We start from the raw sequence: 23,339 nt of genomic DNA on the forward strand, positions 1-23,339 counted from the left end.
CACCCCTTGGCGGATCAGCGGATCTGTCGTACGGTCACAGGCACGTGACCCACGGGAGCCCGGTACACCGGGCTGAGAGGGGGGCTGAGAGCCCCCGACCGTCGAACCTGATCCGGGTAATGCCGGCGCAGGGAGGAGAGTTGCCGTGCCGTCCCTCGGCCGACTGCATCTGATCACCGACACCCGCCCCGGGTGCGACCCGCTCGCCGTCGTGCGGGCCGCCCTCCCGGTGGCCCGCGCCGACCTCGTCGTCCAGGTCCGGGTGACCGACGACACCACCGACCGGCAGGCGTACGACCTGGCCCGACGGGTACGCGCGCTCTGCGTGCCGTACGAGGCGACCTGCCTGGTCAACGACCGGCTGCACGTCGCCCTCGCGGTGGACGCCCACGGCGGCCACGTCGGCGCGGACGACCTGCCCGTCGCGGCGGCCCGCCGGGTCCTCGGCCCCGCCGCCGTGCTCGGCGCGACCGCCCGGGAACCGGACGCCGCCGCCCGGGCCGTCGCCGCCGGGGCCGGCTACCTGGGCGTCGGCCCGTGCCATCCCACCGCCACCAAGACCGGCCTGCCCGACCCGATCGGCCCCGCCGGCATCCACGCCGTCGTCGCCGCCGTCGCCGTGCCGGTGATCGCCATCGGCGGGGTCACCGCCGCCACGGTGCCGGCGCTGCGGACCGCAGGCGCCTACGGGGTGGCGGTCGTCGGGGCGCTGTCCACCGTCGCCGACCCGGGTCGGGCCACCGCCGCACTGATCGCGGCGCTGACGTGCTGACCCGGCCCGACGTCGCCGTCGTGGGCGCGGGGCCGGTCGGGTTGGCGATCGCCTGGCGCTGCGCCACCCGGGGCCTGCGGGTGTCCGTGCACGACCCGGCCCCCGGCTCCGGCGCGTCCCGGGTCGCCGCCGGGATGCTCGCCCCGGTCGCCGAGGCGTACTTCGGGGAACGGGAGCTGACCGGGCTGCTCACCGCGTCCGCCGCCCGCTGGCCGGGCTTCGCCGCCGAACTGACCGAAGCCACCGGCCGCGAGTTCGGCCACCGCACCGACGGCACCATCGTCGTCGGGCTGACCGGGGACGACCTGGCCGAGGCGCGCCGGCTCTGGTCGTACCAGCAGGGGTTGGGGCTCCCGATCAGCGCGCTGCGGCCCTCGCAGCTGCGCGAACGCGAACCGGCGCTGACCCCCCGGCTGCGCGGCGGCGCGGTCGCCCCCGGCGACCACCAGGTCGACCCGCGCCGGCTGGTCGACGCGCTGCGGGTCGCCGCCGAACGGGCCGGGGCGACCCTGCTGCCCGGCGCGGTGACCCGACTGGCCGACCTCGACGCGCCGGTCGTCGTGGTCGCCGCCGGCTGCGGCGCCGCCGCGCTGACCGGGCTGCCGGTCCGCCCGGTCAAGGGCCAGGTGCTGCGGCTACGCGCGCCCGACCACCGCCCGCCCGGCTTCCGGCACGTCATCCGGGGGTACGCCGACGGCGAGTCGGTCTACCTCGTCCCCCGCGACGACGGCGAGGTGGTGCTCGGGGCGACCGTCGAGGAACGCACCGACACCGAGGTGACCGCCGGGGCGGTGCTGCGCCTGCTCCGCGCCGCCGTCGACCTCGTCCCCGAACTCGCCGAGTACGCGCTGACCGAGGCGACCGCCGGGCTGCGCCCCGGCACCCCGGACAACGCGCCGATCCTCGGCCCGCTGCCCGACCGACCCGGCGTGCTCGCCGCCACCGGCCACCACCGGCACGGCATCGTGCTCACCCCGGTCACCGCCGACCTGATCACCGACCTGATCGTCACCGGTCGGCCGGACCCGCTACTCACCCCCTTCACCGCCGACCGGTTCCACTGAGGAGGACAACGTGCGACTGATCGTCAACGGTGTCGGACGCGAGCTGGCCGGCGGCACGACCGTCGCGGACCTCGTCGCCACGGTCACCGGGCAGCGGCGCGGAATCGCCGTCGCGGTCAACGGCGAGGTGGTCCCCCGGGGCGGCTGGCCGGCCACCGTGCTGCGCGACGGCGACCGGGTCGAGGTGCTCAGCGCCGCCCAGGGCGGGTGACCCGGATGCCCCTCACCATCGCCGGACAGACTTTGCCCTCCCGGCTCATCCTCGGCACCGGCGGCGCGGCCAACCTGCACGTGCTGGAACAGGCGGTCCGGGCCTCCGGCACCGGACTGGTCACCCTCGCCCTGCGTCGGGTCGACACCGCCCCCGGCACCGCCGGTGGCCTGCTCGACCTGCTCGACAGGTGCGCGGTGCGGCTGCTGCCCAACACCGCCGGCTGCTACACCGCCGCCGAGGCGGTCAAGGTCGCCCGGCTGGCCCGGGAGGCGTTCGACACCGACTGGGTGAAGCTGGAGGTGATCGGCGACGAACGCACCCTGCTCCCGGACGGGGTGGAGCTGCTGCGGGCCGCCGAGGAACTCGTCGCCGACGGGTTCGTCGTGCTGCCGTACACCTCCGACGACCCGGTGCTGGCCCGTCGGCTGGCCGACGTCGGCTGCGCGGCGGTGATGCCGGCGGGTGCGCCGATCGGTTCCGGACTGGGGATCACCAACCCGCACCACATCCGGCTGATCCGGCAGAGCGTCGACGTGCCGGTGATCCTCGACGCCGGGATCGGCACCGCCTCCGACGCGGCGCTCGCCATGGAACTGGGCTGCGACGGGGTGCTGCTGGCCAGCGCCGTCACCCGGGCCGCCGACCCGACGGCGATGGCCACCGCCATGCGGTACGGCGTACGGGCCGGGCGGCTCGCGTACACCGCCGGGCGGATCCCCCGGCGCTTCCACGCCCTCGCCTCCACCCCCGACGACGGAAGACCCGACCTGTGACCCGCCCCGCCGCCCCGCGCGGGCTGGTGCTGCTGACCGACCGGCGGACGGCGCGCGGGGACCTCGTCGACGTGGTCGCGGGGGCGGTGCGCGGCGGCGTGCGGTGGGTGGTGCTGCGGGAGAAGGACCTGCCCCGCGCCGACCGGGCCGCGCTCGCCGTCGACCTGCGGGCCGCCCTGACGCAGGTCGACGGCACCCTGATCGTCGCCGGCCCTGACCCGCTGGACGACGGCTCGGACGGCTCCGACCCGCTCGGCCCGGACCCGGGCGGTGCCGGTGGGGCGGTGCATCTGCCGGCGGCCGGGCCGTACCCGCCGCCTGCCCTGCGGCTCGTCGGGCGGTCCTGTCACGACGCTGCGGAGTTGGCCCGGCTCAGCACCGAGCACTACGTGACGCTCTCGCCGGTCTGGACCACCCGCAGCAAACCCGGCTACGGCCCACCCCTGCACCCGGACGGGCTGCGCCGGCTGGTCCGGCTCAGCCCGGTGCCGGTCCTCGCCCTGGGTGGCATCGAGACCCCGCAGCAGGTGACGGCCTGTGCCGAGGCGGGCGCGGTCGGGGTAGCGGTGCTCGGCGCGATCATGCGGGCCGCCGACCCGGCCGAGGTCGCCGCCACCCTCGCCAGCGTCTTCCCGTCGACCCGCCGGACGACGGACCGTATCCCGGTCGGCGGGGCGCGGCCCGAGGAGGGGGCATGACACCGACGACAGTGCTCACCATCGCCGGCTCCGACTCGGGGGGTGGTGCCGGCATCCAGGCCGACCTGAAGGTGTTCGCCGCCCTCGGCGCGTACGGGACCAGCGTGCTGACCGCCGTCACCGCGCAGAACACCCGGGGCGTGGACGCCGTGCTGCCGCTGCCCCCGCGCACCGTCACCGAACAACTCGACAGCGTGCTCGCCGACTTCGCGGTCCGGGCGGTGAAGACCGGGATGCTCGGCACCCCGGCGGTCGCCGACGCGGTGGCCGAGGCGGCGAAGGCGGGCCGGCTGCCGCACCTCGTCGTCGACCCGGTGCTCGTCGCCACCAGCGGACACCGGCTCGGGGTGGTCGCGGCCGTCGAGCGGCTGCTGCCGTACGCCCGGGTGGCGACGCCGAACTGCGCGGAGGCCGCCGCCCTCACCGGAGGCCCGGTGACCACGGTCGAGGAGATGGTCGCGGCGGCGCAGGCCCTGGCGGCCGGCGGCCCGCAGTTCGTGGTGGTCACCGGCGGCGACGTCGACGCGGCCGGCGAGTCGGTCGACGTGCTGGCCGGCGGCGGGACGACCACCCTGCTGCGCGCACCCCGGGTGGACACCCGGCACAGCCACGGCACCGGCTGCTCGTTCTCGGCGGCGATCGCCGTCCGGCTGGCCGCCGGTGACCCGGTGCCGGTCGCGGTCGCCACCGCCAAGGAGTACGTCACCCGCGCGATGACCGGCGCGCGGGACTGGGAACTGGGCGCGGGACGCGGCCCGCTGGACCACTTCGGCTGGTCCCGATGACCAACAGGGAGGCTGTCATGCAGGCACGTCGCAAGGTCTACGTCGAGGGGTCCCGACCGGACGTCCGGGTGCCGTTCGCCGAGGTGGAACTGGCCGGGGACAACCCGCCGCTGCGCCTGTACGACACCTCGGGCCCCGGCTCGGACCCGCAGGTGGGGTTGCCGCCGCTGCGCGGGCCGTGGATCGCCGAGCGGGGGGACGTCGCGCCGGCCCGGGGCGCGGGCAGCCCGTTGGCCGGCGTCGACGGCAAACGCCCCACCCAGCTCTGGTACGCCCGCGCCGGGATGATCACCCCGGAGATGGAGTTCGTGGCGATCCGGGAGGGACTGCCGCCGGAACTGGTGCGCGACGAGATCGCCGCCGGCCGGGCGGTGCTGCCGCTCAACGTCAACCACCCCGAGTGCGAGCCGGCGATCATCGGCAGGGCGTTCCTGGTGAAGGTCAACGCCAACATCGGCACCTCGGCGGTGACCTCGTCGGTCGCCGAGGAGGTGGAGAAGCTGACCTGGGCCACCCGGTGGGGCGCGGACACCGTGATGGACCTGTCCACCGGCAAGCGGATCCACGAGACCCGGGAGGCGATCGTCCGCAACTCGCCGGTGCCGATCGGCACCGTGCCGATCTACCAGGCGTTGGAGAAGGTCGGCGGCGACCCGGTCAAGCTGAGCTGGGAGGTGTTCCGGGAGACCGTCATCGAGCAGGCCGAGCAGGGTGTGGACTACATGACGGTGCACGCGGGGGTGCTGCTGCCGTACGTGCCGCTGGCCGTCGACCGGGTCACCGGGATCGTCTCCCGGGGTGGCTCGATCATGGCGGCCTGGTGCCTGGCGCACCACGAGGAGAACTTCCTCTACACCAACTTCCGGGAGCTGTGCGCGATCCTCGCCCGGTACGACGTGACCTTCTCCCTCGGCGACGGGCTGCGCCCCGGCTCGATCGCCGACGCCAACGACGAGGCCCAGTTCGCCGAGCTGCGTACCCTCGGTGAACTGACCCGGATCGCCTGGGAGTACGACGTGCAGGTGATGATCGAGGGTCCCGGTCACGTGCCGATGCACAAGATCAAGGAGAACGTGGACCTCCAGCAGGAGTGGTGCCACGAAGCGCCGTTCTACACCCTCGGCCCGCTGACCACCGACATCGCCCCCGCGTACGACCACATCACCTCGGCGATCGGGGCCGCGATGATCGGCATGTACGGCACCGCGATGCTGTGTTACGTCACCCCGAAGGAGCACCTCGGGCTGCCCGACCGGGACGACGTGAAGGCCGGCGTGATCGCGTACAAGATCGCGGCGCACGCGGCCGACCTGGCCAAGGGGCACCCCGGCGCGCAGGCCTGGGACGACGCGCTGTCCAAGGCGCGGTTCGAGTTCCGCTGGGAAGACCAGTTCAACCTGTCACTGGACCCGGAGACCGCCCGCTCCTACCACGACGCGACCCTCCCGGCGGAGCCGGCGAAGACCGCGCACTTCTGCTCCATGTGCGGCCCGAAGTTCTGCTCCATGAAGATCACCCAGGAGCTGAAGGAGTACGCCGCCCAGGGCATGCAGGCCAAGTCGGCAGAGTTCCGCTCCACCGGCAACCGCGTCTACCTCCCCCTCGCCTGAGCGACCCGGGCACCCACTCGGCCCCACTCGGCCCCACTCCACCCTGCTCCACCCGTCCGGCCGGCTCCACCCCGGTCTGCTCCGGTGATCAAGAGGTTTGCGTCAGATTTGCGCCGGCGGATGACGTAAAGCTCTTGATCACCGCGCCCCTGGGCCGTGTCGGTGGCTAAATATCCGGTTCGTCGGGGTTTGGTGCTGTTGATCAAGAGGTTTGCGTCAGGTTTCGCCTGCGGGTTGACGTAAAGCTCTTGATCACCGGGGCAAATCGGGGGCGGGGCGGGGCAAATCGGGGGGGCGGGGTGGGGTGGGTGGGGTGGGGTGGGGTGGGTCAGTCGTGGTGGTGGTGGCGGCCGGTGGTGCGTAGTGAGCGTCGGCCGCTCTCCCGGTCCGGTTCGTTGTCGGCCAGGGGCTTGCTCAGGCCGGTGACCCAGTCGACGTATTCGTCGTCCGGCGCCGCCGACGTCCGGTCGGCCTCGTCCGTCGGAGCATCCTGCGGGGAGCGGTTACGCCGGAACAGTCCCCGTCGGCTGCGGGCCTTCCCGGTCGGCTCCGGAGCGCTGCCGCCGTCCGGAGCGGGATCGGCCTGGTCAGGATCGACGGAGGGACCCTCCGACGGTGCGGTGCCGGTGGACTCCTCCGGCTCCCAGCGGAGACTGACAGGCTTCGGAGCACCCGGCTGCCCGGCGGGTGCGGGAAACGGCAGGGTCGCTCGGGCCGGTCCGGGTCGGTGGGCATCGGTCGGCTGGTCGTCCCCGCCGTCACCGGATCCTGCGCCGGGCGAGGGCTCGGGTGGCCCGGCGGGGACCGCCGCAGCTCCGGTCGCGGTGGACCGGGCACGGCTGGCCCGCTTCGCTCGGGGCTTGGGTGTGGCCGCAGGCTCGTCCCCGGCACCTGCCGGCCCCGCTGCGCCGACCTCACCGGCGGTCTGTTCGGCCGGTACCGCCATCCGCTGGCCGGAACGGCCTCGCGGCGACCCGGTCCGGTCCGACCCGGTCCGGTCCGACCCGGCCTGTGCGGGCGACGTCGCACCCGCTCCGTGCCCGGCCGGCCCGTTCGGGGCCGCTGGCGTCAAGTCCCCGGTCGGCTGGTCCGGGCCCGGCGTGGTGTGGGGGGCGTGCCGGTCGGCGACCGTGGCGGCGGGGTCCGGCCAGTCCCAATGGGCCGGGTGGCGACCGGTGCCCGGCGCGTCGGGCGACGGCCACCCCGCCGTGCCCGGCACCGCCGGCACCCCGCCGACCCCCGGCGTGGTGTCGGCCGGGGCGCCGGAGACGGTGGCCCTCCGCGGTGCGGTGGCAGCGGGCCGGTCGGCGGCCCGGGAGCGGGTGACGTCCGGCTGGTCGGGGAGGAGGGGGCGCGTGGCGGCGCGCCGCTCACCGGCGACGCCCCCCACCCCGCTCAGGTCCACGGTGACCGGCTCGTCCCCGCCGGTGCCGGCCAGTTCGGAGCCGGTGAGGACGGTGCCGGCCGGGTCGGTGCCGGTCCGGGTGGCCCGGTCCGGGCCGGAGCCGGCCGGGTCGGTGCCGGTCCGGGTGGCCCGGTCCGGGCCGGAGCCGGCCGGGTCGGTCACGGCCGGGTCGGTCACGGACGGCAGCGGGGCGAGGATGTCGGTCGGTTCGATCGCCGTCTCGCCGTCGCGGCGGGCGGAACGGGTGGGCAGCAGCGGCCAGCGCAGCAGAGTGGCGGCGACCGAGCCGAGCGCGCCGGTGACGACCGCGATCACCGCGCCGTAGTACGGGGCGAGCTGGTACCGGTCGACCTGGTCGCCCGGCCCGGCGGTCAGGTAGGCGAAGGCGAGCAGCACCGGCCCGGCCACCCCGGCCGCCCCGCCGATCAGCCGGGGGTGTCCCCGTCGCCGGGCCAGTCCACCGGTCACCGCGCCGGCCACCAGCGCGATCACGGGCAGCAACAGCATCGCCACCCGCTGTGCCCGGTCCGGTCCGAGCCACGAGGGTTCCAGCACCCCCAGGCGTACGGTGCGCAGCGGCTCGCTGGACAGTACCGCCGGTGCGACCGACAGGAGCGCGACCAGCCAGATCGTCCCACCCAGCAGGGCGACGTTCCAGCCCAGCGGGGGGCGCAGCAGGACGGCCGAGGCGGCGCCCGCGCCGACCACCGCCCCGGCGACCGCGCAGATGCCGACCGCCCAGACCGGGTCGACGGCGTTCAGGTCGGCGGCCCGGGCGGGCTGCATGCAGAGTGGGGCGACGACCAGCGCGCCGAGCGCGGCGACGCCGGAGATCGCGAGCTGGACGGGGGTGCCCTCGGGCAGCCCCTCGCGCCGGGCGAGCCGGCCGGTGAGGACCGCGCCGACCACGGCGGCGGTCACCGCGAACCAGCCGACCCAGGCGAGCTGGGCCGGCCAGCGGTTGACGTCGGTGAAGTCGCCGGTGAGTCGGACGATGCCGAAGCCGTACGCGATGCCGAGCTGGCCGGCCCCGGCCAACATGCTCACCCCGAGTGCGGTGAGCAGCAGTTTGCCCCACGTCCGAAAGGCCATGTGGCGCACGTTACGGCCCGGTGCCCCCGATCGCCACTGCGGCGCGGCGTGCCCGTGACGACCTGTTACCCAAGCTCTACCAGCGACTACTTCAACTCGACCAGGCGGGCCAGGTAGGTCGTCTCCCCGACGTTGGTGAGCATGTGGACGGCACCCGGGTCCCGGTAGACCACGCCGCCGGTGGGTTCGTCGGCGTCGATCCGGGTGCCGTCGACCGTCTGCACCACGTTCTTCGCACCCTCGATCGCCACCACCAGGTACGGGTGGTCGTGCCGGTGCAGCGGTTGCCGCTCGCCCGGGGCCAGCCGGATGTGCCAGACCCGCACCCGGTCGTTCTCGAAGACGATCTCCTGGCCGACCGGGCCGAGTTCGAGGTCGTGCGTCACGTCGGTCATCGGGTTCCGTCCAGTTGGGGGAGTACCTCGGTGGCGATGAGCTCCAGGTGGTCGAGGTCGTCGAGTTCGATCAGCCGCAGGTGGACCCGGGTGGCACCGATCGCCGCGAACTCGCCGATCCGGTCGACGAGCTGGGCGGGGGAGCCGACCACCGGGTCCTCCGGCGGCAGGGCGCTCTTGACATGCAGCGGCGCGGCCCGACGGTGGGCTTCGGCGTCGGTACGCCCGATCGCCACCACGATCCCGGCGGAGAGCACCAGCGGCGCCCGCCCCGACTCGGCCCGGCCGGCCCGGTCGCAGGCTTCCCGCACCCGGTCGTACGCCTCGGCGGTCTCCCCGACCGACGTGAACGGCATGTTGAACTCGTCGGCGTACCGGGCGGCGAGGTCGGGGGTGCGCTTCGGTCCCCGGCCGCCGACGATGATCGGCGGGCCGGGTTGCTGGACCGGTTTGGGCAGGGCCGGGGCGTCGACGAGGCGGTAGTGCTCACCGGCCCAGCTGTAGGTCTCGCCGACCGGGGTGCGCCACAGCCCGGTGACGATCTCCAACTGCTCGGCGAGCCGGTCGAAGCGTTCGCCGACGCCGGGGAAGGGGATGCCGTACGCGATGTGTTCCCGCTCGTACCAGCCGGCACCGATGCCCAGGTCGACCCGTCCGCCGCTCATCTGGTCGACCTGGGCGACCATCAGGGCCAGCGGGCCGGGCAGCCGGAAGGTGGCCGAGGTGACCAGGGTGCCGAGCCGGATGCGGGAGGTTTCGCGGGCGAGCGCGGCGAGGGTCAGCCAGGCGTCGGTGGGGCCGGGCAGCCCGGGTTCGTCGCCCATCGCCCGGTAGTGGTCGGCCCGCAGGAACGCGTCGAAGCCGCCGGCCTCGCAGAGCCGGGCGAACCGGAGCTGGTCGTCGTAGCTGGCGCCCCGGTGCGGCTCGGTGAACACTGCCACCCGTACGGTCATCGTCCCTCCACCCCGGCTGTCGCCGGCAGGTCCCGTTCCATCAGCAGTTCGTGCAGGTCGGCGCTGACCCGGGCGACGTCGGCCAGGTGTGCGTTGCGGCCGAGGGTGCGGGGCCGGGGGATGTCCACGTCGACGATCCTGCGGATCCGCCCCGGGCGGGGGCTGAGCACGACCACCCGGTCGGCGAGCAGCACCGCCTCGTCGATGGAGTGGGTGACGAAGACGACTGTCGCCCCGGTCTCCATGTGCACCCGTTGCAGCTCACCGGAGAGTTCCTCGCGGGTGAGCGCGTCCAGGGCGGAGAAGGGTTCGTCCATCAGCATCACCCGGGGTTGGCCGATCAGCGACCGGCACAGTGACACCCGCTGCTGCATGCCGCCGGACAGTTCGTGTGGCAGCCGCTTCTCGAAGCCGGCCAGGCCGGAGAGTTCCAGCAGTTGGCGGGCACGGTCGCGGTGTTTGGCCCGGCTCCAGCCGAAGATCTCGGCGGGCAGCAGCACGTTGTCGAGCACGCTGCGCCAGGGGAGCAGGGCCGGCTTCTGGAAGAGCATGGCGACGTCCCGGCGGGGCCTGGTGATCCGGCTGCCGGCTACAGTGATCTCGCCACCGCTGACCGGAAGCAGCCCGGCGATCATCCGGAGCAGTGTCGACTTGCCACATCCGGAGCGGCCGAGCACGGCGACGAACTCGCCCTCGGCCACGTCGAGATTGATCCCGCGCAACGCCTCGACCCGCCCGGAACGGCCGTCGAACGTACGCGACACATCGGACAGTCGGATCATCGCCGTCGGTCTCCCCTGATTCGGCGGTCAGGAATCCGACAAGGATATCCCCAGCGTGTTGGCCGCTCACTGTCCGGGGTGGAGTGGAGTTGTTTCCGTTCCGCAACCCGATCCGCCTGGTGTGGTGACGGTGGGTGTCTCGTACGCTGTGCCAGCGAAGAGTCCCTTCACGACGGCGGCTCGGTGCCCCCTCACGCCGTGCCGCCGACCGACAACCCCCTCCGGGTACACCGCCCGGTCGGAAAGGACATGGTGCACAGATGACAAGGCTGACCCGCACGGTCGCCGCGGCCACCCTGGCCACCGCCCTCGCCCTGGTCTCCGCCTGCAGTGGCGGGTCCGACTCGGCGGATGCAGCAAAGACCGGCGACGGCTCGTCGCTGGAGAAGGTGACCTACCTCACCTCGTTCGGCAACTTCGGTCGTGACTCCTACGCCTGGGTGGCGAAGGACAAGGGCTTCTTCAAGGAGGCCGGCTTCGACGTGGAGATCAAGCCCGGTCAGGGCACCGGCGCGGTCATCCAGACCATCGTCGGCGGCCAGGCCGACTTCGGCCCGATCGACCTGACCGGTGGCCTGCTCCAGGTCGGCAACGGGCAGGCCAAGGACTTCGTGGCGGTAGCCGCGATCCAGCAGCGCACCATGGCCGCCATCGTCTCGGTCGAGGGCAAGAACATCGCCACGCCGAAGGACCTGGAGGGCAAGAAGCTCGCGGACACCCCCGGCTCCGTCGTGCGCAACCTCTTCCCGACCTACGCCCGGATGGCCGGGGTGGACTACACCAAGGTCACCTGGGTCAACGACCAGGCGCAGAACCTGATGGGCACGCTGGCCTCCGGCCAGGTGGACGGGATCGGCCAGTTCGTCGTCGGCCAGCCGACCGTCGAGGCGGTCACCAAGAAGAAGCCCGTCGTGCTGCCGTACAGCAACGTCATGCAGGACCTCTACGGCAACGCGCTGATCACCTCCAGCAAGATGGCCAAGGAGAACCCGGAGAAGGTGAAGAAGTTCACCGCCGCCCTGCTCAAGGGCCTGGAGTACGCCCTGGCCAACCCGCAGGAGGCGGCCACGATCCTGAAGAAGAACGTGGACGCCACCAACCCGGCCGCCGCCGCTGCCGAGCTGCAGCTGATGGCCGGCTACGTCCGCTCCAGCAACTCCGGCACCGCCATCGGCACCCTGGACAGTGACCGGGTCGCCAAGAGCATCGCCATCCTCCAAGGCGCCGGCGCGCTCAAGTCGAACATCACGCCGGACCAGATCATCAACTTCGACCTCGTACCGAAGGCCTGACCGGCACCGACGGTGCCACGGGGGTGCGACCCAGCGGTTCGACCGGTGGGGCGCACCCCCGTCGTGTGCCGGCCCACGCGCCGGCAGGAGAGGAGGACCCTGTGACGGAGTCGATGACCCGTCCCGTACCCGGGTCGGCCGGACCACCGACCGCCGTGCCGACCGTGCCCCCGACGCCCCGCCGGTCACCCTGGTCCCGGATGCGCCCCGCGACGGTCGGCCTGCCGCTGCTCGGCCTGGTGGTCACGCTGGCCGTCTGGTGGGCGGTCACCTCCGGGCTGCACCTGGTGCACCCGGCGTCCCTGCCGCCGCCACAGGCGGTCGGGAGCTCACTGACCGCGTCGGCGGACGTGCTCCTCCCGGCGCTGGGCACGACCACCCTGATGACGGTGCTCGGCTTCCTGCTGTCGGCGGTCGCCGGGGTGCTGATCGGGATGACGCTGGCCGCCTCCCGGCGGGTCGAGCGGATGTTCGCCCCGCTGCTGGTGGCGATCAACGCGGTCCCGAAGATCGCGTTGGGGCCGCTGCTGGTGGTCTCGGTCGGCTGGGGGACCAAGCCGATCCTGACCATGGTGTTCCTGCTCTGCTTCTTCCCGATCGTGCTCTCCACCGCCACCGGCCTGACCACCACCCCGGCGGACCTGGCCGAGCTGGCCCGGTCGTTGAACGCCTCCTGGTGGCAGTCGTTCCGCAAGGTCCGGTTCCCGGCCGCGCTGCCGCAGATCTTCGTCGGGTTGAAGGTGGCGATGCCGCTGGCCGCGATCGGCGCGGTGATCGGGGAGTTCTACTCCGACAAGCCGGGTCTGGGCTACCAGATCCTCCAGTACAACGGCGTCGGCGACACGGCGACCGCGTGGGCGGCGATCGTGTTGATCGCCGCCATGAGCATCCTTCTCTATTCGGCGTTGTCCCTGGTGGAGCGGCTGGCCCTGCCCTGGGTCCGGGCCACCACGTCGGCCCGCTGACCCGCTCCGGGGCGACCCCCGACGCCACTGACGGGCCGACCCCACCTGGGGGCCGGCCCGTCAGCGTGTGGTGGTCAGCCCGCCAGCCGCCACCGCCCACCGCGCGCGACGAGCGTGGTCAGCGCCTGCGGCATCAGGCCGGAGTGGTTGTCCGGGGTCATCCGGATCGGCCCGGACAGACCGTCCAACTGGGACGTCTCCAGCACGTCGCGCAGGCCGTCCCGGTTGACCTTGCCGTCGGGGCCGCCGGAGCGCAGCGCCGAGTCGGCGATCAGCTGCACGGCGTCGGCGGCGAACGACGACAGTCCGTTGTAGCCGCCGAACCGGGCGGTGTAGTCCTGGAACCACTGCCGGCGGGCGGCCTTGGCCGGGGTGGTGGCGATGACGTCGTCGATCACCATGGTCTGCGTGAAGATCATCGTGGCCCGTTCGGTGGCCTGGCCGGAACCGCCCAGGAAGAGGTCACCGGCGGCGGCGGCGTCGAAGAAGAGCGACCCGCCGTAGCCGGACTGGTCGGCGGCGGTGGCGGCGAGGGTGGCCTGCTCCGGCGGGGTCCAGATGATCAGGGCGGCGGGGTCGCGGTTGGTCAGCCGGCGCACCGGTGCGGCCAGTTCGGTGTCGGTGGTGCGGACCGCCTCGGCGCGCACCCGCTTGATGGTGGTCTTGCCGAACTCGGCGTCCAGCGCGGTCAGACCCTCGCGGCCGTAGTCGTCGTCGCTGTGCAGGACGCCGACCTCGGTGATCCCGCGTCGCCGCAGTTCGGCGGTGAGCGCGGAAGCGTTGTCGGCCGCGTTCGGCGCGAGCTTGAACACGTACCGGCGTTCGGTGACCGGGCTGGCGACCGTGCCGGACGGGGCGAGCGCGATGGTCGGGATCTTCCGCTCGTTGATGGTGCGCACGGCGTCGACGGCGCACTGGTTGCAGCCGCCCATGATGATGGCGTTGACCGTGGCGTCGTTGCTGAAGTCGCCGATGTTGCGCAGCGATTCGGCGGCGTCGGAGCGGTTGTCCTTGACCAGCAGCCTGACCTTCCGGTCGCCCAGGGCGCCGGACGCGTTCAACTGGTCGACCTTCAGTTCCAGGGCGCGCTGGTACGCCTTGCCGACCGGTGCGGCGGCACCGGAGAGTTCGAGGTCGGCGGCGATGGTGATCGGGCTGCTGTCCTTCTCTGCCGCGCCGAACGAGCAGCCGGTGAGCGTGGCGGCCAGCACGGCCGATGCGAGCGCCACGATGGTCGCGGAGCGGATGGGGCTCAACTCAGTCCTCCAGGTGCGGCGCGGGCGAGGCCCGGTCACCGCCGCTAGTCCGTCCTCAGTGGAGAAACGGGATTGTGTGCCGTACGGTGTGCGCGAAAGCCTGCAAAACCTTGCCAATGCGGGGGCGTGCGGTCAAGCGCGATGCTGACGGCGGTTTCGGGACGCGAATCTCACATTGTGGGGACATCAGATATTTACCCATGCTCACTCATCAGAGGCGAACGAACACTCTGGAGTGACATGCCCTGTTCAGGGGTGGCCTGCTCAGCAGGGAAAATGGTGACCAGCGCACTGGTCGACCGATTCCTGTCCGAACGCGGCTTCCCAAACAGGATCTTCTCTGATGAAATCGCGGCCGTGCCGCGCATGGCGCTGTCCGTCGCACCAGGCGCGGGTCGGCGGGTCAGGCGTGTGGAAGATACGACGGAGGCGATGTCGTGAGCACCGGACCGACGACCCTGCCCGAGCCAGGCGAAAGCGCCGGACCCGAACGGGAGCGCCGACTGCCCCGGTTGCGGGATGCGCGCATTCGTTCCAAGCTCGCCCTGATTCTGGTCGTACCGGTAGCCGCGGTCATCGCGTTGGCGACAATCCGACTCGTCTCCACTACCGAGGGTGCTGTCGACGCGACCCAGATCCGGTCACTGACCGCACTGTCCATCGACGTCTCCGCACTGACGCAGGATCTGCACAAGGAACGGATGGCGGCCGCCGCCTACCTGGCGAACCCGCAGCTGCGTCCCGACGACTACAACCTGCGGGTGCGGGCCACCGGCGAGCGGATCAACGCGTACCGGGCCGAGCGGGCCGACCTCGGCGAGGTCCCGTCCGCCGTGCGGGACCGGCTCAAGGTGATCGACGACCACCTGCGCACGCTCGACGCGACCCGGCAGGAGGTGCTCGACCGCCGGCAGATGCCCGTCGCCGAGGCCACCCTGCGGTACGGCGTGATCCTCACCGACCTGGTCTCGTACGGCGACACCCTGGCCCAGATGCCCGGCCAGGAGAGCCTGGCGGACGCCCGCCGCGCGGTGGCCGCGTTCAGCCGGGCCAAGTCGGCCGTCGCCGAGGAGGAGGCGGTCGCCTACACCGCGCTGGTCGGCGGACGCCTCGACGAGGAGCAGTTCTCCTCCTTCGTGGCGACCCTGACCAGCCAGCAGGAGGCGCTGCTCGGCTTCTCCCTGGCCGCCGACCCCACCCAGCGTGCGCTGGTCGACAGCGCGGTCTCCGGTGACGCCGTCGGCCTGGCCGACCGGGTGGCCGCCGACATCACCCGCTCGGTCGGGCAGCGCAGCCCGGTCAGCGCCGGCGACGCCAGCGCCGCGATCGGCGCGGTCAACGACCTGATGCGGTGGACCGAGATCCAGCTCCAGGACACCCTGCTCGCCCGCTCCGAGCAGGCCCGCAGCGACGTCATCCAGCAGGCCGTCATCGAGACGGTGCTGGTGCTGCTCACCCTCATCGTCGCGATCACCCTCGCGGTGGTGCTGGCCCGCTCGCTCAACCACTCGCTGCGCCGGCTGCGGGAGGGCGCGCTGTCGGTGGCCAACCACGACCTGCCGGACGCGGTCAAGCGGCTGCAGAACATGGGCAGCGTCGGTGACGGCGGTGTCGAGGAGATCGTCCGTCAGGTGCGGGACCCGATCCGGTTGACCAACCGGGACGAGGTCGGCCAGGTGGCCCTGGCGTTCAACGTCGTGCACCGGGAGGCCGTCCGGGTCGCCGCCGAGCAGGCGGCCCTGCGGACCAGCGTCTCGGCGATGTTCCTCAACCTGGCCCGGCGCAGTCAGACCCTGGTCGACCGGATGATCGGCGAACTGGACGCGATCGAGCGCGGCGAGGAGGACCCGAAGCGGCTCGCCCAGCTCTTCGAACTGGACCACCTCGCCACCCGGATGCGCCGCAACGACGAGAACCTGCTGGTCCTGGCCGGTGCCGACTCGGCCGTGCCGCGTCGCGACGACGCGCTGCTGGTCGACGTGCTGCGCGCCGCCCAGTCCGAGGTGGAGCTGTACAACCGGATCGAGTTCGGCACCGTCGACACCGACATCTCGGTCGCCGCCCACGCCGTCAACGACGTGGTACGGCTCGTGGCCGAGCTGCTGGACAACGCCACCCGCTTCTCGCCGCCCACCACCACCGTGGTCGCCGACGGCCGGCGCATCCGCGACTACGTGCTGATCCAGATCGAGGACCGGGGACTCGGCCTCACCGACGAGCAGCTCGACTCGCTCAACCGCCGGCTGGCCGCCCCGCCGACCGTGGACGTGGCCGCCTTCCGACTGATGGGTCTGGCCGTGGTCAGCCGGCTCGCCAGCCGGTACGGCATCCGGGTGGAGCTGCGCCGCAACGTCGAGGGCGGCACCGTCGCCCAGGTGACGCTGCCCAACGCCACCGTGGTGCTCCCCGCCCACCGGGGCCGGGACCAGGCGATCAGCCGGCCCCGCCAGCCGCTGGCGGTCGAGCAGCCGCCCGCCCCCGCCGGTCTCGGCGGTGCCCTCAACGGGACCCGCAGCGCGGCGGCGACCCTGACCGACCAGTGGCGCAACACCCCGCCCGCCCCGGCTCCCTGGCAGCCGCCGGTGGATGCCCGGGACACCGCTCCCGCCGTGCAGTTCGGCGGCCCGGTCTCCGCCCCGCCGTTCGCGCCGTTGCCCACCCCGGCGACCGCCGACTCCGGGTTCAACGCCTTCTCCGCCGGCAGCCCCACGGTGGCGAACCCGACCATCGACCCGCTGCCCCGGCGGGCCACGCCGGCCGAGCCCGCCCCGGTCCTGCCGGCCGGCCCGGTCGCCGGTGCCGCACCGCACCCGACGGAGTCGTACGGCGCAGGGGCCATGCCGTTCGCCGGGGCACCGGCCGCGAACCCGTACGCGGGGGCACCCGCCGCCGCCCCGTACGCGGGGGCACCGGCGGCGACCCCGTTCGCCCCGGCCGCCGCCGCGTCGTTCGCCCCGGCCGCACCGCCGGCCGCGTACGCCGCCCCCGCCGCGCAGCCGTACACCGCGCCGGCCACCTCGTACACCCCGCCGGCCCCGTCGACGCCGGTGGTGGCCCGCCCGGACCGGCCGGCCGACTCGCCGATCTTCCGGGAGATGGAGGCGGTGTGGTTCCGGTCCCACGGCGACGACGCCACCGCGATCTTCACCCGCCCCCGGTTCGACGAGGAACCGCCGGCCGCCCCGGCCCGCCCGAACGGCGCGACCGCGCCGTCGCGCCCGCCGCTGCCCACCCGGGTGCCGACCGCACCGACCGCCGCCGGCACGCCTACCGTCACGCCGGCACCCCCGGAGGCGCCAGCCGCCCCGGCGGCCCCGGAAGCGCCAGCCGCCCCGGGTCCCGTACCGCCCGCCGCCACCGCGTCGCCGACCTACGGCACAACCCCGCCGGCCGCCCCCGAGGCCCCGCCGACCGGGCCGGAAACCGATCCCGACGCGTGGCGGACGGCGGCCGACGAGGGCTGGACCCGGGCCAGCCAGGCGGCCGAGCCCGCCAACGCCGGCACCACCCGGTCCGGCCTGCCCAAGCGGGTGCCCCAGGCGCAGCTCGTGCCCGGCGGGATCGAGCCGAAGAGCGGCCGGGACCGTAGCCGCCGCACCCCCGACGAAGTACGCGGCCTGCTCTCGGCCTACCACCGCGGCGTCCAGCGCGGTCGTACGGCGGGCGCGGACCTCAACAGCACCTCGACCAAGGAGACGAACCGATGAACAGGCCAGCTGCCATGCAGGACATGGGTTGGCTGCTCACCAACTTCGCCGACAGCGTGGCGGGTATCGCCCACGTGGTGGCGGTGTCCGCGGACGGGCTGCTGCTCGCCTCCTCGCGGGACCTGCCCGCCGACCGGGCCGACCAGCTCGCGGCGATCACCTCCGGCGTGGTGAGTCTGACCGAGGGTGCCGCCCGGATGTTCAGCGCCGGCGGGGTGCTGCAGACAGTGATCGAGATGGACAGCGGCTACCTGTTCCTGATGTCGATCAGCGACGGCTCGTCGATGGCGGTGCTCGCCGCCCGCAGCTGTGACGTGGGTCAGGTCGGCTACGAAATGGCGCTGCTGGTCGAGCGGGTGGGCGCGGCGCTGGTGCCGCTGCCCCGGGACGCCGTGCGCTCGTAGCCACGGTCGGCGGGTGGGCCGGGCGCGACCGCGTCCGGCCCGAGTGACGAAGCATCCGGGCCCGGTCCCGGGCGGGAGGAGGTGATCGAGGGATGGACCCCAGGCGGGACCCACGTGGAGCGCTGGTACGTCCGTACGCGGTCACCCGGGGCCGCACCGAACCGAGCCGGGACATCGCGTTGGAGGCGGTGCTCAGCTCCAACGCGACCCAGGTGGCCGAGTCCCGTTTCGCCGGACACGACAAGTACCGCATCGCCACCGTCTGCGAGGGTCGGGCGCAGTCGCTGGCGGAGATCGCCGCGTACACCCGGATGCCGCTGGGCGTCGCCCGGGTGCTGATCGCCGACCTGGTCGCCGACGGTCTGCTCACGCTACACACTGCCGCTCCCGCCGAGGGGTTCGAGGAGCGGATGGAAATCCTTGGAAGGGTGCTAAGTGGACTTCGCAGGCTATGACCCCGCCGGGTCGCGCCAGAGCCGGGGAATCGTCTCCGCGAAGATCGTGGTCGCGGGTGGCTTCGGCGTGGGCAAGACGACCCTGGTCGGGGCGATCTCCGAGATCACTCCGCTGACCACAGAGGCGCTGATGACCGCCGCCGGTGTCGGCATCGACGACCCGTCGAAGGTGCCAGGCAAGGAGACCACCACGGTCGCCATGGACTTCGGCCGGATCACCATGGCGCAGGACCTGATCCTGTACCTGTTCGGCACCCCCGGCCAGACCCGGTTCTGGTTCATGTGGGACGAGATCATCAGGGGTGCGGTGGGTGCCGCCGTCCTGGTGGACACCCGCCGGATCACCGACGCCTTCGCCCCGCTCGACTACTTCGAGAACCGCAAACTCCCGTACGTGGTCGCGCTGAACCGGTTCGACGGCTCGGACCTGTACGAGCCGGACGAGGTCCGGGAGGCGCTGGCCATCTCGGCGGACGTGCCGCTGGTGATGTGCGACGCCCGGGACCGTGAGTCGGTCAAGCAGGTGCTGGTGACGGTGGTGGAGCACGCCATGATCAGGCTCCAGGCCGAGCACGGCCGGGGCTTCCCCACCCCGGTGGGCTGAGCCGACCCGTGACCACCCGGCCCGCCCCTCCGTGTGACGGTGGGGCGGGCCGTCGCGTTCCACGCCCGCCCCCCGGTCCGCGTCCACCGTTACGGGTCCGGGTCACTCCACCCGTAGCCGGTAGCCGCGCTTGACCACGGTCTGCACCACCCGGGGTGCCCGCAGCCCCACCCGCAGCCGGGCCACCGCCATCTCCACCGCGTGCTCATCGGCCCCGCGGGGCAGCGTGCGCAGCAGTTCGGTCCGGGACAGCACCCGGCCGGGTCGGGTGGCCAGCGCCCGCAGCACCGCCATCGGGGCAGGGGCCAGCGGGCGCAGTTCCCCGTCGATGACGGCGGCGTGCCCGCGCAGGGTCAGCAGGTGTCCGGCCGCCTTCACGGTGACGGTACGGCGGGGCAGTTCGTCCACGATGGTGCGGACCAGTGCGCCGAGCCGGGCGCGGCTCGGCGCACTGACCGGCACCCCCCGCCGGACCAGGGGTTCGGCGGTGACCGCGCCGACGCAGCTGACCAGCACGTCCCCGCGCAGCGCGGCGAGCACCGCCTCGGTGCGGTCCCCGGCGGCGCGCAGCAGCGCCTCCGCCGCCGCGGCGGAGGTGAAGGTGACGGCGTCGACCAGCCGGCCGGCGACCAGGTCGATCAGCCGGTGCAGCGGGGCCGGATCGGTCGGCGGGGCCCACCGGTAGACGGGCACCTCGATCACGGTGGCGCCGGCCGCCTCCAGCGCCTCGGTGCACTCCGGCTGCCGGTCGCCGTGCAGCTGCATGGCGATCACCTGCCCGGCCACCCCGCGCCGGCACAGGTGCTCCACCACCTCCTCGCAGCTCTCCGAGGCCGGCGACCACTGGTCGTGCAGGCCGGCGGCCCGGATCGCGCCGCGCGCCTTGGGGCCGCGGGCCACCACGTAGGCCCGGGACAGCACGTTCTTCAGCGGCTCGGCCAACCCCCAGCCCTCGGCCGCCTCCAGCCAGCCGCGCATGCCGATGCCGGTGTTGGCCATCAGCACGTCCGGTGGCCGGTCCAGGCAGGCCCGGGTGGCGTCCCGCAGGTCGGTGTCGTCGGACAGCGGCACGATCCGCAGGGCCGGGGCGAGCACCACCCGGGCACCGCGCCGCTCCAGCAACGCGGCCAGTTCGTCGCGTCGCCGGTCGGCGGTCACCCCGATGGTGAAGCCGGCCAGTTCGTCCCGCATCACTCCTCCTGTCGCAGCCGCACCTCGACCAGGCCGTCCCGGCAGCGGACGTCGTACCGGGGCAGGGTCACCCCGGGCAGGTCCAGGCAGAGCCCGGTTCGCAGGTCGTACACCTGCTTGTGCAGGGGGGAGGCGACGGTGGGCACCCCGCCCCGGCTGCCGACGATGCCCCGCGACATGACGTACGCGCCGCTGAGCGGGTCGAGGTTGTCGACCGCGAACAGCTCGTCGTCGATCCGGAAGATCGCCACCTGGACGCCGCCGACCAGGGCGGCGACGCCCCGTTCGGGTTCCAGCCGCTGCAGTGGGCAGACCGGGGTCCAGGCGGCGGTGACGGTGTCGCTCATCGCCGCACCTCCGGCAGGCCCAGGACGACCGGCTGCCGGCGTCGGGCGGGTGCCCCGTCGGGTGGCGTGCCGCCATCGGGTGGCGCGGTCCCGGTGGGACGGGTGTCGCGCGTCGGCACCGGCTGGCCGCGTTCCACGGCGAAGGTGATCGACGGGTCCGGCACGTCGGGGGCGTTGATGAACGAGGTGAACCGGCGCAGCCGGTCGGGGTCGTCGAGCACGTCCCGCCACTCGTCGGAGTAGGAGGTGACGTGTCGGGCCATCGCCGCGTCGAGTTCGGCGCAGAGCCCCAGCGAGTCGTCGACGATCACCGAGCGGAGGTGTTCCAGGCCGCCGTCCATCGCCTCGATCCAGGCGGAGGTGCGTTGCAGCCGGTCGGCGGTGCGGACGTAGAACATCAGGAACCTGTCGATCAGGGTGATCAGTTCCTCGGTGCCCAGGTCGGTGGCGAACAGGTCGGCGTGCCGGGGCCGGAAGCCGCCGTTGCCGCCGAGGTAGAGGTTCCAGCCGGTGTCGGTGGCGATGATGCCGAAGTCCTTGCTGCGCGCCTCGGCGCACTCCCGGGCGCAGCCCGACACGGCGGACTTGAGCTTGTGCGGGGCGCGCAGACCCCGGTAGCGCAGTTCCAGCGCGACGGCCAGGCCGACCGAGTCCTGCACGCCGTAGCGGCACCAGGTCTCGCCGACGCAGGACTTCACCGTGCGCAGCGACTTGCCGTACGCGTGGCCGGACTCGAAGCCGGCGTCGACCAGCCGCCGCCAGATCTGCGGTAGCTGCTCGACCCGCGCGCCGAACAGGTCGATCCGCTGCCCGCCGGTGATCTTGGTGTAGAGCTTGAAGTCGCGGGCCACCTCACCGATCACGATGAGCTTGTCCGGGGTGATCTCGCCGCCCGGGATCCGGGGCACCACCGAGTAGCTGCCGTCGCGTTGCAGGTTGGCCAGGAAGTGGTCGTTGGTGTCCTGCAACGACGCCTGCTCGCCGTCGAGCACGTGCCCGGTGCCCAGCGAGGCCAGGATCGAGGCCACCACCGGCTTGCAGACGTCACACCCCCGGCCCCGGCCGTGCTCGGCGACGAGCTGCGAGAACGTCCGGATACCGCGGACCCGGACGATGTCGAACAACTCCTGCCGGCTGGCGTCGAAGTGCTCGCACAGGGCGGTGGACTGCTGCACCCCGGCCGCGTCGAGCAGAGACTTGAGCATCGGCACGCAGGAGCCGCAGCTCGTCCCGGCCCGGGTGCACGCCTTCAACGCCGGCACGTCGCACGCCCCGCCGGCGATCGCCGCGTCGATGTCGTCCCGGGTCACCGCGTTGCACGAGCAGACCTGCGCCGCGCCGGGCAGCGCGGTCACCCCGCCGCCCTCGCCGGCCGGGGCCAGCAGTGCCAGCGGGGGAGCGGGCAGCGGCCCACCGACGCTGGCCCGCAGCGTCGGATAGGCGCTCGCGTCCCCGACCAGCACCCCACCGAGCAGCGTCCGTGCGTCGTCGGAGAGCACCAGCTTCGCGTACGAACGGGTGGCCGGGTCGGTGAACGTGACGTCCAGGCAGCCCGGGGTGGTGCCGTGGGCGTCGCCGAACGAGGCCACGTCGACGCCGAGCAGCTTGAGTTTGGTGGCGCTGTCCGCGCCGGGGAAGGTGGCCGCGCCACCGAGCAGCCGGTCGGCGACCACCTCGGCCATCGCGTACCCGGGGGCGACCAGGCCGTGACAGGTGCCGTCGACGGCGGCGCACTCGCCGACCGCCCAGATCCGCTCGTCGTCGCTGCGGCAGGCCCCGTCGACCAGCACCCCGCCCCGGGGGCCCAGCGGTAGACCGGCGGCGCGGGCCAGCTCGTCGCGGGGCCGGATGCCGGCGGCCACCACGACCAGGTCGGCGTCGACCGTGCCGCCGTCGGAGAGGTCCAGCGCGGCGACCGTGCCGTCCGGGCCGGGCCGCAGCGCGGTGGTGCCCACCCCGAGGTGGGTGGTGACGCCCAGTTCCTCGACGTAGCGGCGCAGCATCGCCCCGCCCGCCTCGTCGACCTGCACCGGCATCAGCCGGGGCGCGAACTCCACCACGTGGGTCCGCAACCCCAGCAGGCGCAGCGCGTTGGCGGCCTCCAGCCCGAGCAGGCCACCACCGATGACCGCCCCGGTGGACCGGCCCCGGGCGTGCGCCCGGATCGCGGCCAGGTCGTCGAGGGTGCGGTAGACGAAGACGCCGGGCAGGTCGGTGCCGGTCACCGGCGGGACGAACGGGTACGACCCGGTGGCCAGCACCAGCGCGTCGTACGGGTGCTCGGCGGTCGCGGTGGTCACCACCCGCCGGCGGCGGTCGATCCCGGTGACCGGGTCGCCGAGGCGCAGTTCCACCCCGTCGTCGGGGGTGTGCAGGTTCAGTTCCTCGGCGCTGACCCCGTCGAAGAACGCGGACAGCCGCACCCGGTCGTAGGCCGGGCGGGACTCCTCGGCGAGCACCGTCAGCTGCCACCGCCGGTCGTGGTCGCGGGCGCGCAGCGCCTCGACGAACCGCTGGCCGACCATGCCGTTGCCGACGACGACCAATCGTTGACGGGTCATCGGTTCACCTCCTC

Annotated in this window: 22 protein-coding genes and 1 riboswitch; of the genes, 14 read left to right on the forward strand and 8 right to left on the reverse strand. The window is 73.5% G+C overall.

Annotation, left to right across the window (positions count from 1 at the left end; translation table 11 throughout):
- The first annotated feature begins 41 nt into the window (after positions 1-41).
- Positions 42-151: riboswitch (TPP riboswitch) on the forward strand.
- From thiE to thiC, 7 genes are all read left to right on the forward strand, one after another.
- Complete coding sequence (thiE, locus tag ACWCHM_RS00250) at positions 146-772, forward strand: thiamine phosphate synthase (RefSeq protein WP_454221221.1); 627 nt, start codon at positions 146-148, stop codon at positions 770-772. (Overlaps the previous riboswitch by 6 nt.)
- Positions 766-1,836 carry a glycine oxidase ThiO gene (gene thiO / locus ACWCHM_RS00255; RefSeq protein WP_454221222.1) on the forward strand — a complete coding sequence of 357 codons (1,071 nt, stop codon included), beginning with the start codon at positions 766-768 and terminating at the stop codon, positions 1,834-1,836. The genes thiE and thiO overlap by 7 nt, the downstream gene beginning before the upstream one ends.
- A gap of 10 nt (positions 1,837-1,846) precedes the next feature.
- Positions 1,847-2,047, forward strand: a complete 201-nt coding sequence (gene thiS, locus ACWCHM_RS00260) for a sulfur carrier protein ThiS (RefSeq protein WP_204957712.1) — start codon at positions 1,847-1,849, stop codon at positions 2,045-2,047.
- Positions 2,048-2,052: 5 nt separating this feature from the next.
- Positions 2,053-2,823, forward strand: coding sequence for a thiazole synthase (locus ACWCHM_RS00265; protein ID WP_421490062.1), 771 nt, complete (start codon positions 2,053-2,055; stop codon positions 2,821-2,823).
- Positions 2,820-3,521: a thiamine phosphate synthase gene (locus ACWCHM_RS00270; RefSeq protein WP_454221223.1), complete on the forward strand. Its 702-nt coding sequence runs from the start codon at positions 2,820-2,822 to the stop codon at positions 3,519-3,521. The genes ACWCHM_RS00265 and ACWCHM_RS00270 overlap by 4 nt, the downstream gene beginning before the upstream one ends.
- A complete protein-coding gene (gene thiD, locus ACWCHM_RS00275) occupies positions 3,518-4,306 on the forward strand; it encodes a bifunctional hydroxymethylpyrimidine kinase/phosphomethylpyrimidine kinase (protein ID WP_454221224.1) in 789 nt (262 codons plus the stop codon). The genes ACWCHM_RS00270 and thiD overlap by 4 nt, the downstream gene beginning before the upstream one ends.
- Before the next feature lie 17 nt (positions 4,307-4,323).
- Positions 4,324-5,916, forward strand: a complete 1,593-nt coding sequence (gene thiC, locus ACWCHM_RS00280; protein WP_454221225.1) for a phosphomethylpyrimidine synthase ThiC — start codon at positions 4,324-4,326, stop codon at positions 5,914-5,916.
- A gap of 328 nt (positions 5,917-6,244) precedes the next feature.
- Here the strand turns inward: thiC and ACWCHM_RS00285 are convergent, their stop codons facing one another.
- The 4 genes from ACWCHM_RS00285 to ACWCHM_RS00300 form a co-directional block, all read right to left on the reverse strand.
- On the reverse strand, positions 6,245-8,413 hold the full coding sequence (locus ACWCHM_RS00285) for a hypothetical protein (RefSeq protein ID WP_454221226.1): 2,169 nt from the start codon (positions 8,411-8,413) through the stop codon (positions 6,245-6,247).
- An 86-nt stretch (positions 8,414-8,499) separates the two neighbouring features.
- On the reverse strand, positions 8,500-8,808 hold the full coding sequence (locus ACWCHM_RS00290) for a cupin domain-containing protein (RefSeq protein ID WP_204957717.1): 309 nt from the start codon (positions 8,806-8,808) through the stop codon (positions 8,500-8,502).
- The gene (locus ACWCHM_RS00295) at positions 8,805-9,761 is read right to left on the reverse strand and encodes an LLM class F420-dependent oxidoreductase (RefSeq protein ID WP_421490067.1); all 957 of its coding nucleotides are present in this window, start codon (positions 9,759-9,761) and stop codon (positions 8,805-8,807) included. Before ACWCHM_RS00295 ends, ACWCHM_RS00290 begins: the two co-directional genes overlap by 4 nt.
- The gene (locus ACWCHM_RS00300) at positions 9,758-10,543 is read right to left on the reverse strand and encodes an ABC transporter ATP-binding protein (RefSeq protein WP_204957719.1); all 786 of its coding nucleotides are present in this window, start codon (positions 10,541-10,543) and stop codon (positions 9,758-9,760) included. Before ACWCHM_RS00300 ends, ACWCHM_RS00295 begins: the two co-directional genes overlap by 4 nt.
- 260 nt (positions 10,544-10,803) lie before the next feature.
- On the opposite strand from ACWCHM_RS00300, the gene ACWCHM_RS00305 reads away from it, so the two are divergent.
- Both ACWCHM_RS00305 and ACWCHM_RS00310 read left to right on the forward strand, forming a co-directional pair.
- Positions 10,804-11,835: an ABC transporter substrate-binding protein gene (locus ACWCHM_RS00305; RefSeq protein WP_281902779.1), complete on the forward strand. Its 1,032-nt coding sequence runs from the start codon at positions 10,804-10,806 to the stop codon at positions 11,833-11,835.
- A gap of 101 nt (positions 11,836-11,936) precedes the next feature.
- Positions 11,937-12,800 carry an ABC transporter permease gene (locus ACWCHM_RS00310; protein WP_281902781.1) on the forward strand — a complete coding sequence of 288 codons (864 nt, stop codon included), beginning with the start codon at positions 11,937-11,939 and terminating at the stop codon, positions 12,798-12,800.
- 74 nt (positions 12,801-12,874) lie between these two features.
- On the opposite strand, the gene ACWCHM_RS00315 is transcribed toward ACWCHM_RS00310, so the two are convergent.
- Positions 12,875-14,056 carry an ABC transporter substrate-binding protein gene (locus ACWCHM_RS00315; protein ID WP_454221227.1) on the reverse strand — a complete coding sequence of 394 codons (1,182 nt, stop codon included), beginning with the start codon at positions 14,054-14,056 and terminating at the stop codon, positions 12,875-12,877.
- A 279-nt stretch (positions 14,057-14,335) separates the two neighbouring features.
- Between ACWCHM_RS00315 and ACWCHM_RS00320 the strand changes: the two genes are divergently transcribed.
- The 5 genes from ACWCHM_RS00320 (at position 14,336) to ACWCHM_RS00340 (ending at position 19,226) form a co-directional block, all read left to right on the forward strand.
- Positions 14,336-14,497 (forward strand): hypothetical protein, encoded by a 162-nt coding sequence (locus tag ACWCHM_RS00320; RefSeq protein WP_168222566.1) that lies wholly within the window; start codon positions 14,336-14,338, stop codon positions 14,495-14,497.
- Positions 14,494-17,763: a nitrate- and nitrite sensing domain-containing protein gene (locus ACWCHM_RS00325; protein ID WP_454221228.1), complete on the forward strand. Its 3,270-nt coding sequence runs from the start codon at positions 14,494-14,496 to the stop codon at positions 17,761-17,763. The genes ACWCHM_RS00320 and ACWCHM_RS00325 overlap by 4 nt, the downstream gene beginning before the upstream one ends.
- Positions 17,760-18,167, forward strand: coding sequence for a roadblock/LC7 domain-containing protein (locus tag ACWCHM_RS00330; RefSeq protein ID WP_030329975.1), 408 nt, complete (start codon positions 17,760-17,762; stop codon positions 18,165-18,167). The genes ACWCHM_RS00325 and ACWCHM_RS00330 overlap by 4 nt, the downstream gene beginning before the upstream one ends.
- 92 nt (positions 18,168-18,259) lie before the next feature.
- Entirely contained in the window at positions 18,260-18,622 is a 363-nt protein-coding gene (locus ACWCHM_RS00335; protein WP_088647420.1) for a DUF742 domain-containing protein, read from the forward strand.
- The gene (locus ACWCHM_RS00340) at positions 18,603-19,226 is read left to right on the forward strand and encodes a GTP-binding protein (RefSeq protein ID WP_204957723.1); all 624 of its coding nucleotides are present in this window, start codon (positions 18,603-18,605) and stop codon (positions 19,224-19,226) included. Before ACWCHM_RS00335 ends, ACWCHM_RS00340 begins: the two co-directional genes overlap by 20 nt.
- 102 nt (positions 19,227-19,328) lie before the next feature.
- Here ACWCHM_RS00340 and ACWCHM_RS00345 read toward each other — a convergent pair whose 3' ends face one another.
- Genes ACWCHM_RS00345 through nirB form a run of 3 tightly spaced genes read right to left on the reverse strand, consistent with a single transcriptional unit; the run spans position 19,329 to position 23,325 of the window.
- Positions 19,329-20,417 carry a uroporphyrinogen-III synthase gene (locus tag ACWCHM_RS00345; protein WP_204957724.1) on the reverse strand — a complete coding sequence of 363 codons (1,089 nt, stop codon included), beginning with the start codon at positions 20,415-20,417 and terminating at the stop codon, positions 19,329-19,331.
- On the reverse strand, positions 20,417-20,764 hold the full coding sequence (gene nirD / locus ACWCHM_RS00350; RefSeq protein ID WP_204957725.1) for a nitrite reductase small subunit NirD: 348 nt from the start codon (positions 20,762-20,764) through the stop codon (positions 20,417-20,419). The genes ACWCHM_RS00345 and nirD overlap by 1 nt, the downstream gene beginning before the upstream one ends.
- Complete coding sequence (nirB, locus tag ACWCHM_RS00355; protein ID WP_454221229.1) at positions 20,761-23,325, reverse strand: nitrite reductase large subunit NirB; 2,565 nt, start codon at positions 23,323-23,325, stop codon at positions 20,761-20,763. The genes nirD and nirB overlap by 4 nt, the downstream gene beginning before the upstream one ends.
- Between the last annotated feature and the right edge of the window lie 14 nt (positions 23,326-23,339).

It is taken from the genome of Micromonospora sp. SCSIO 07396 (assembly GCF_053667945.1).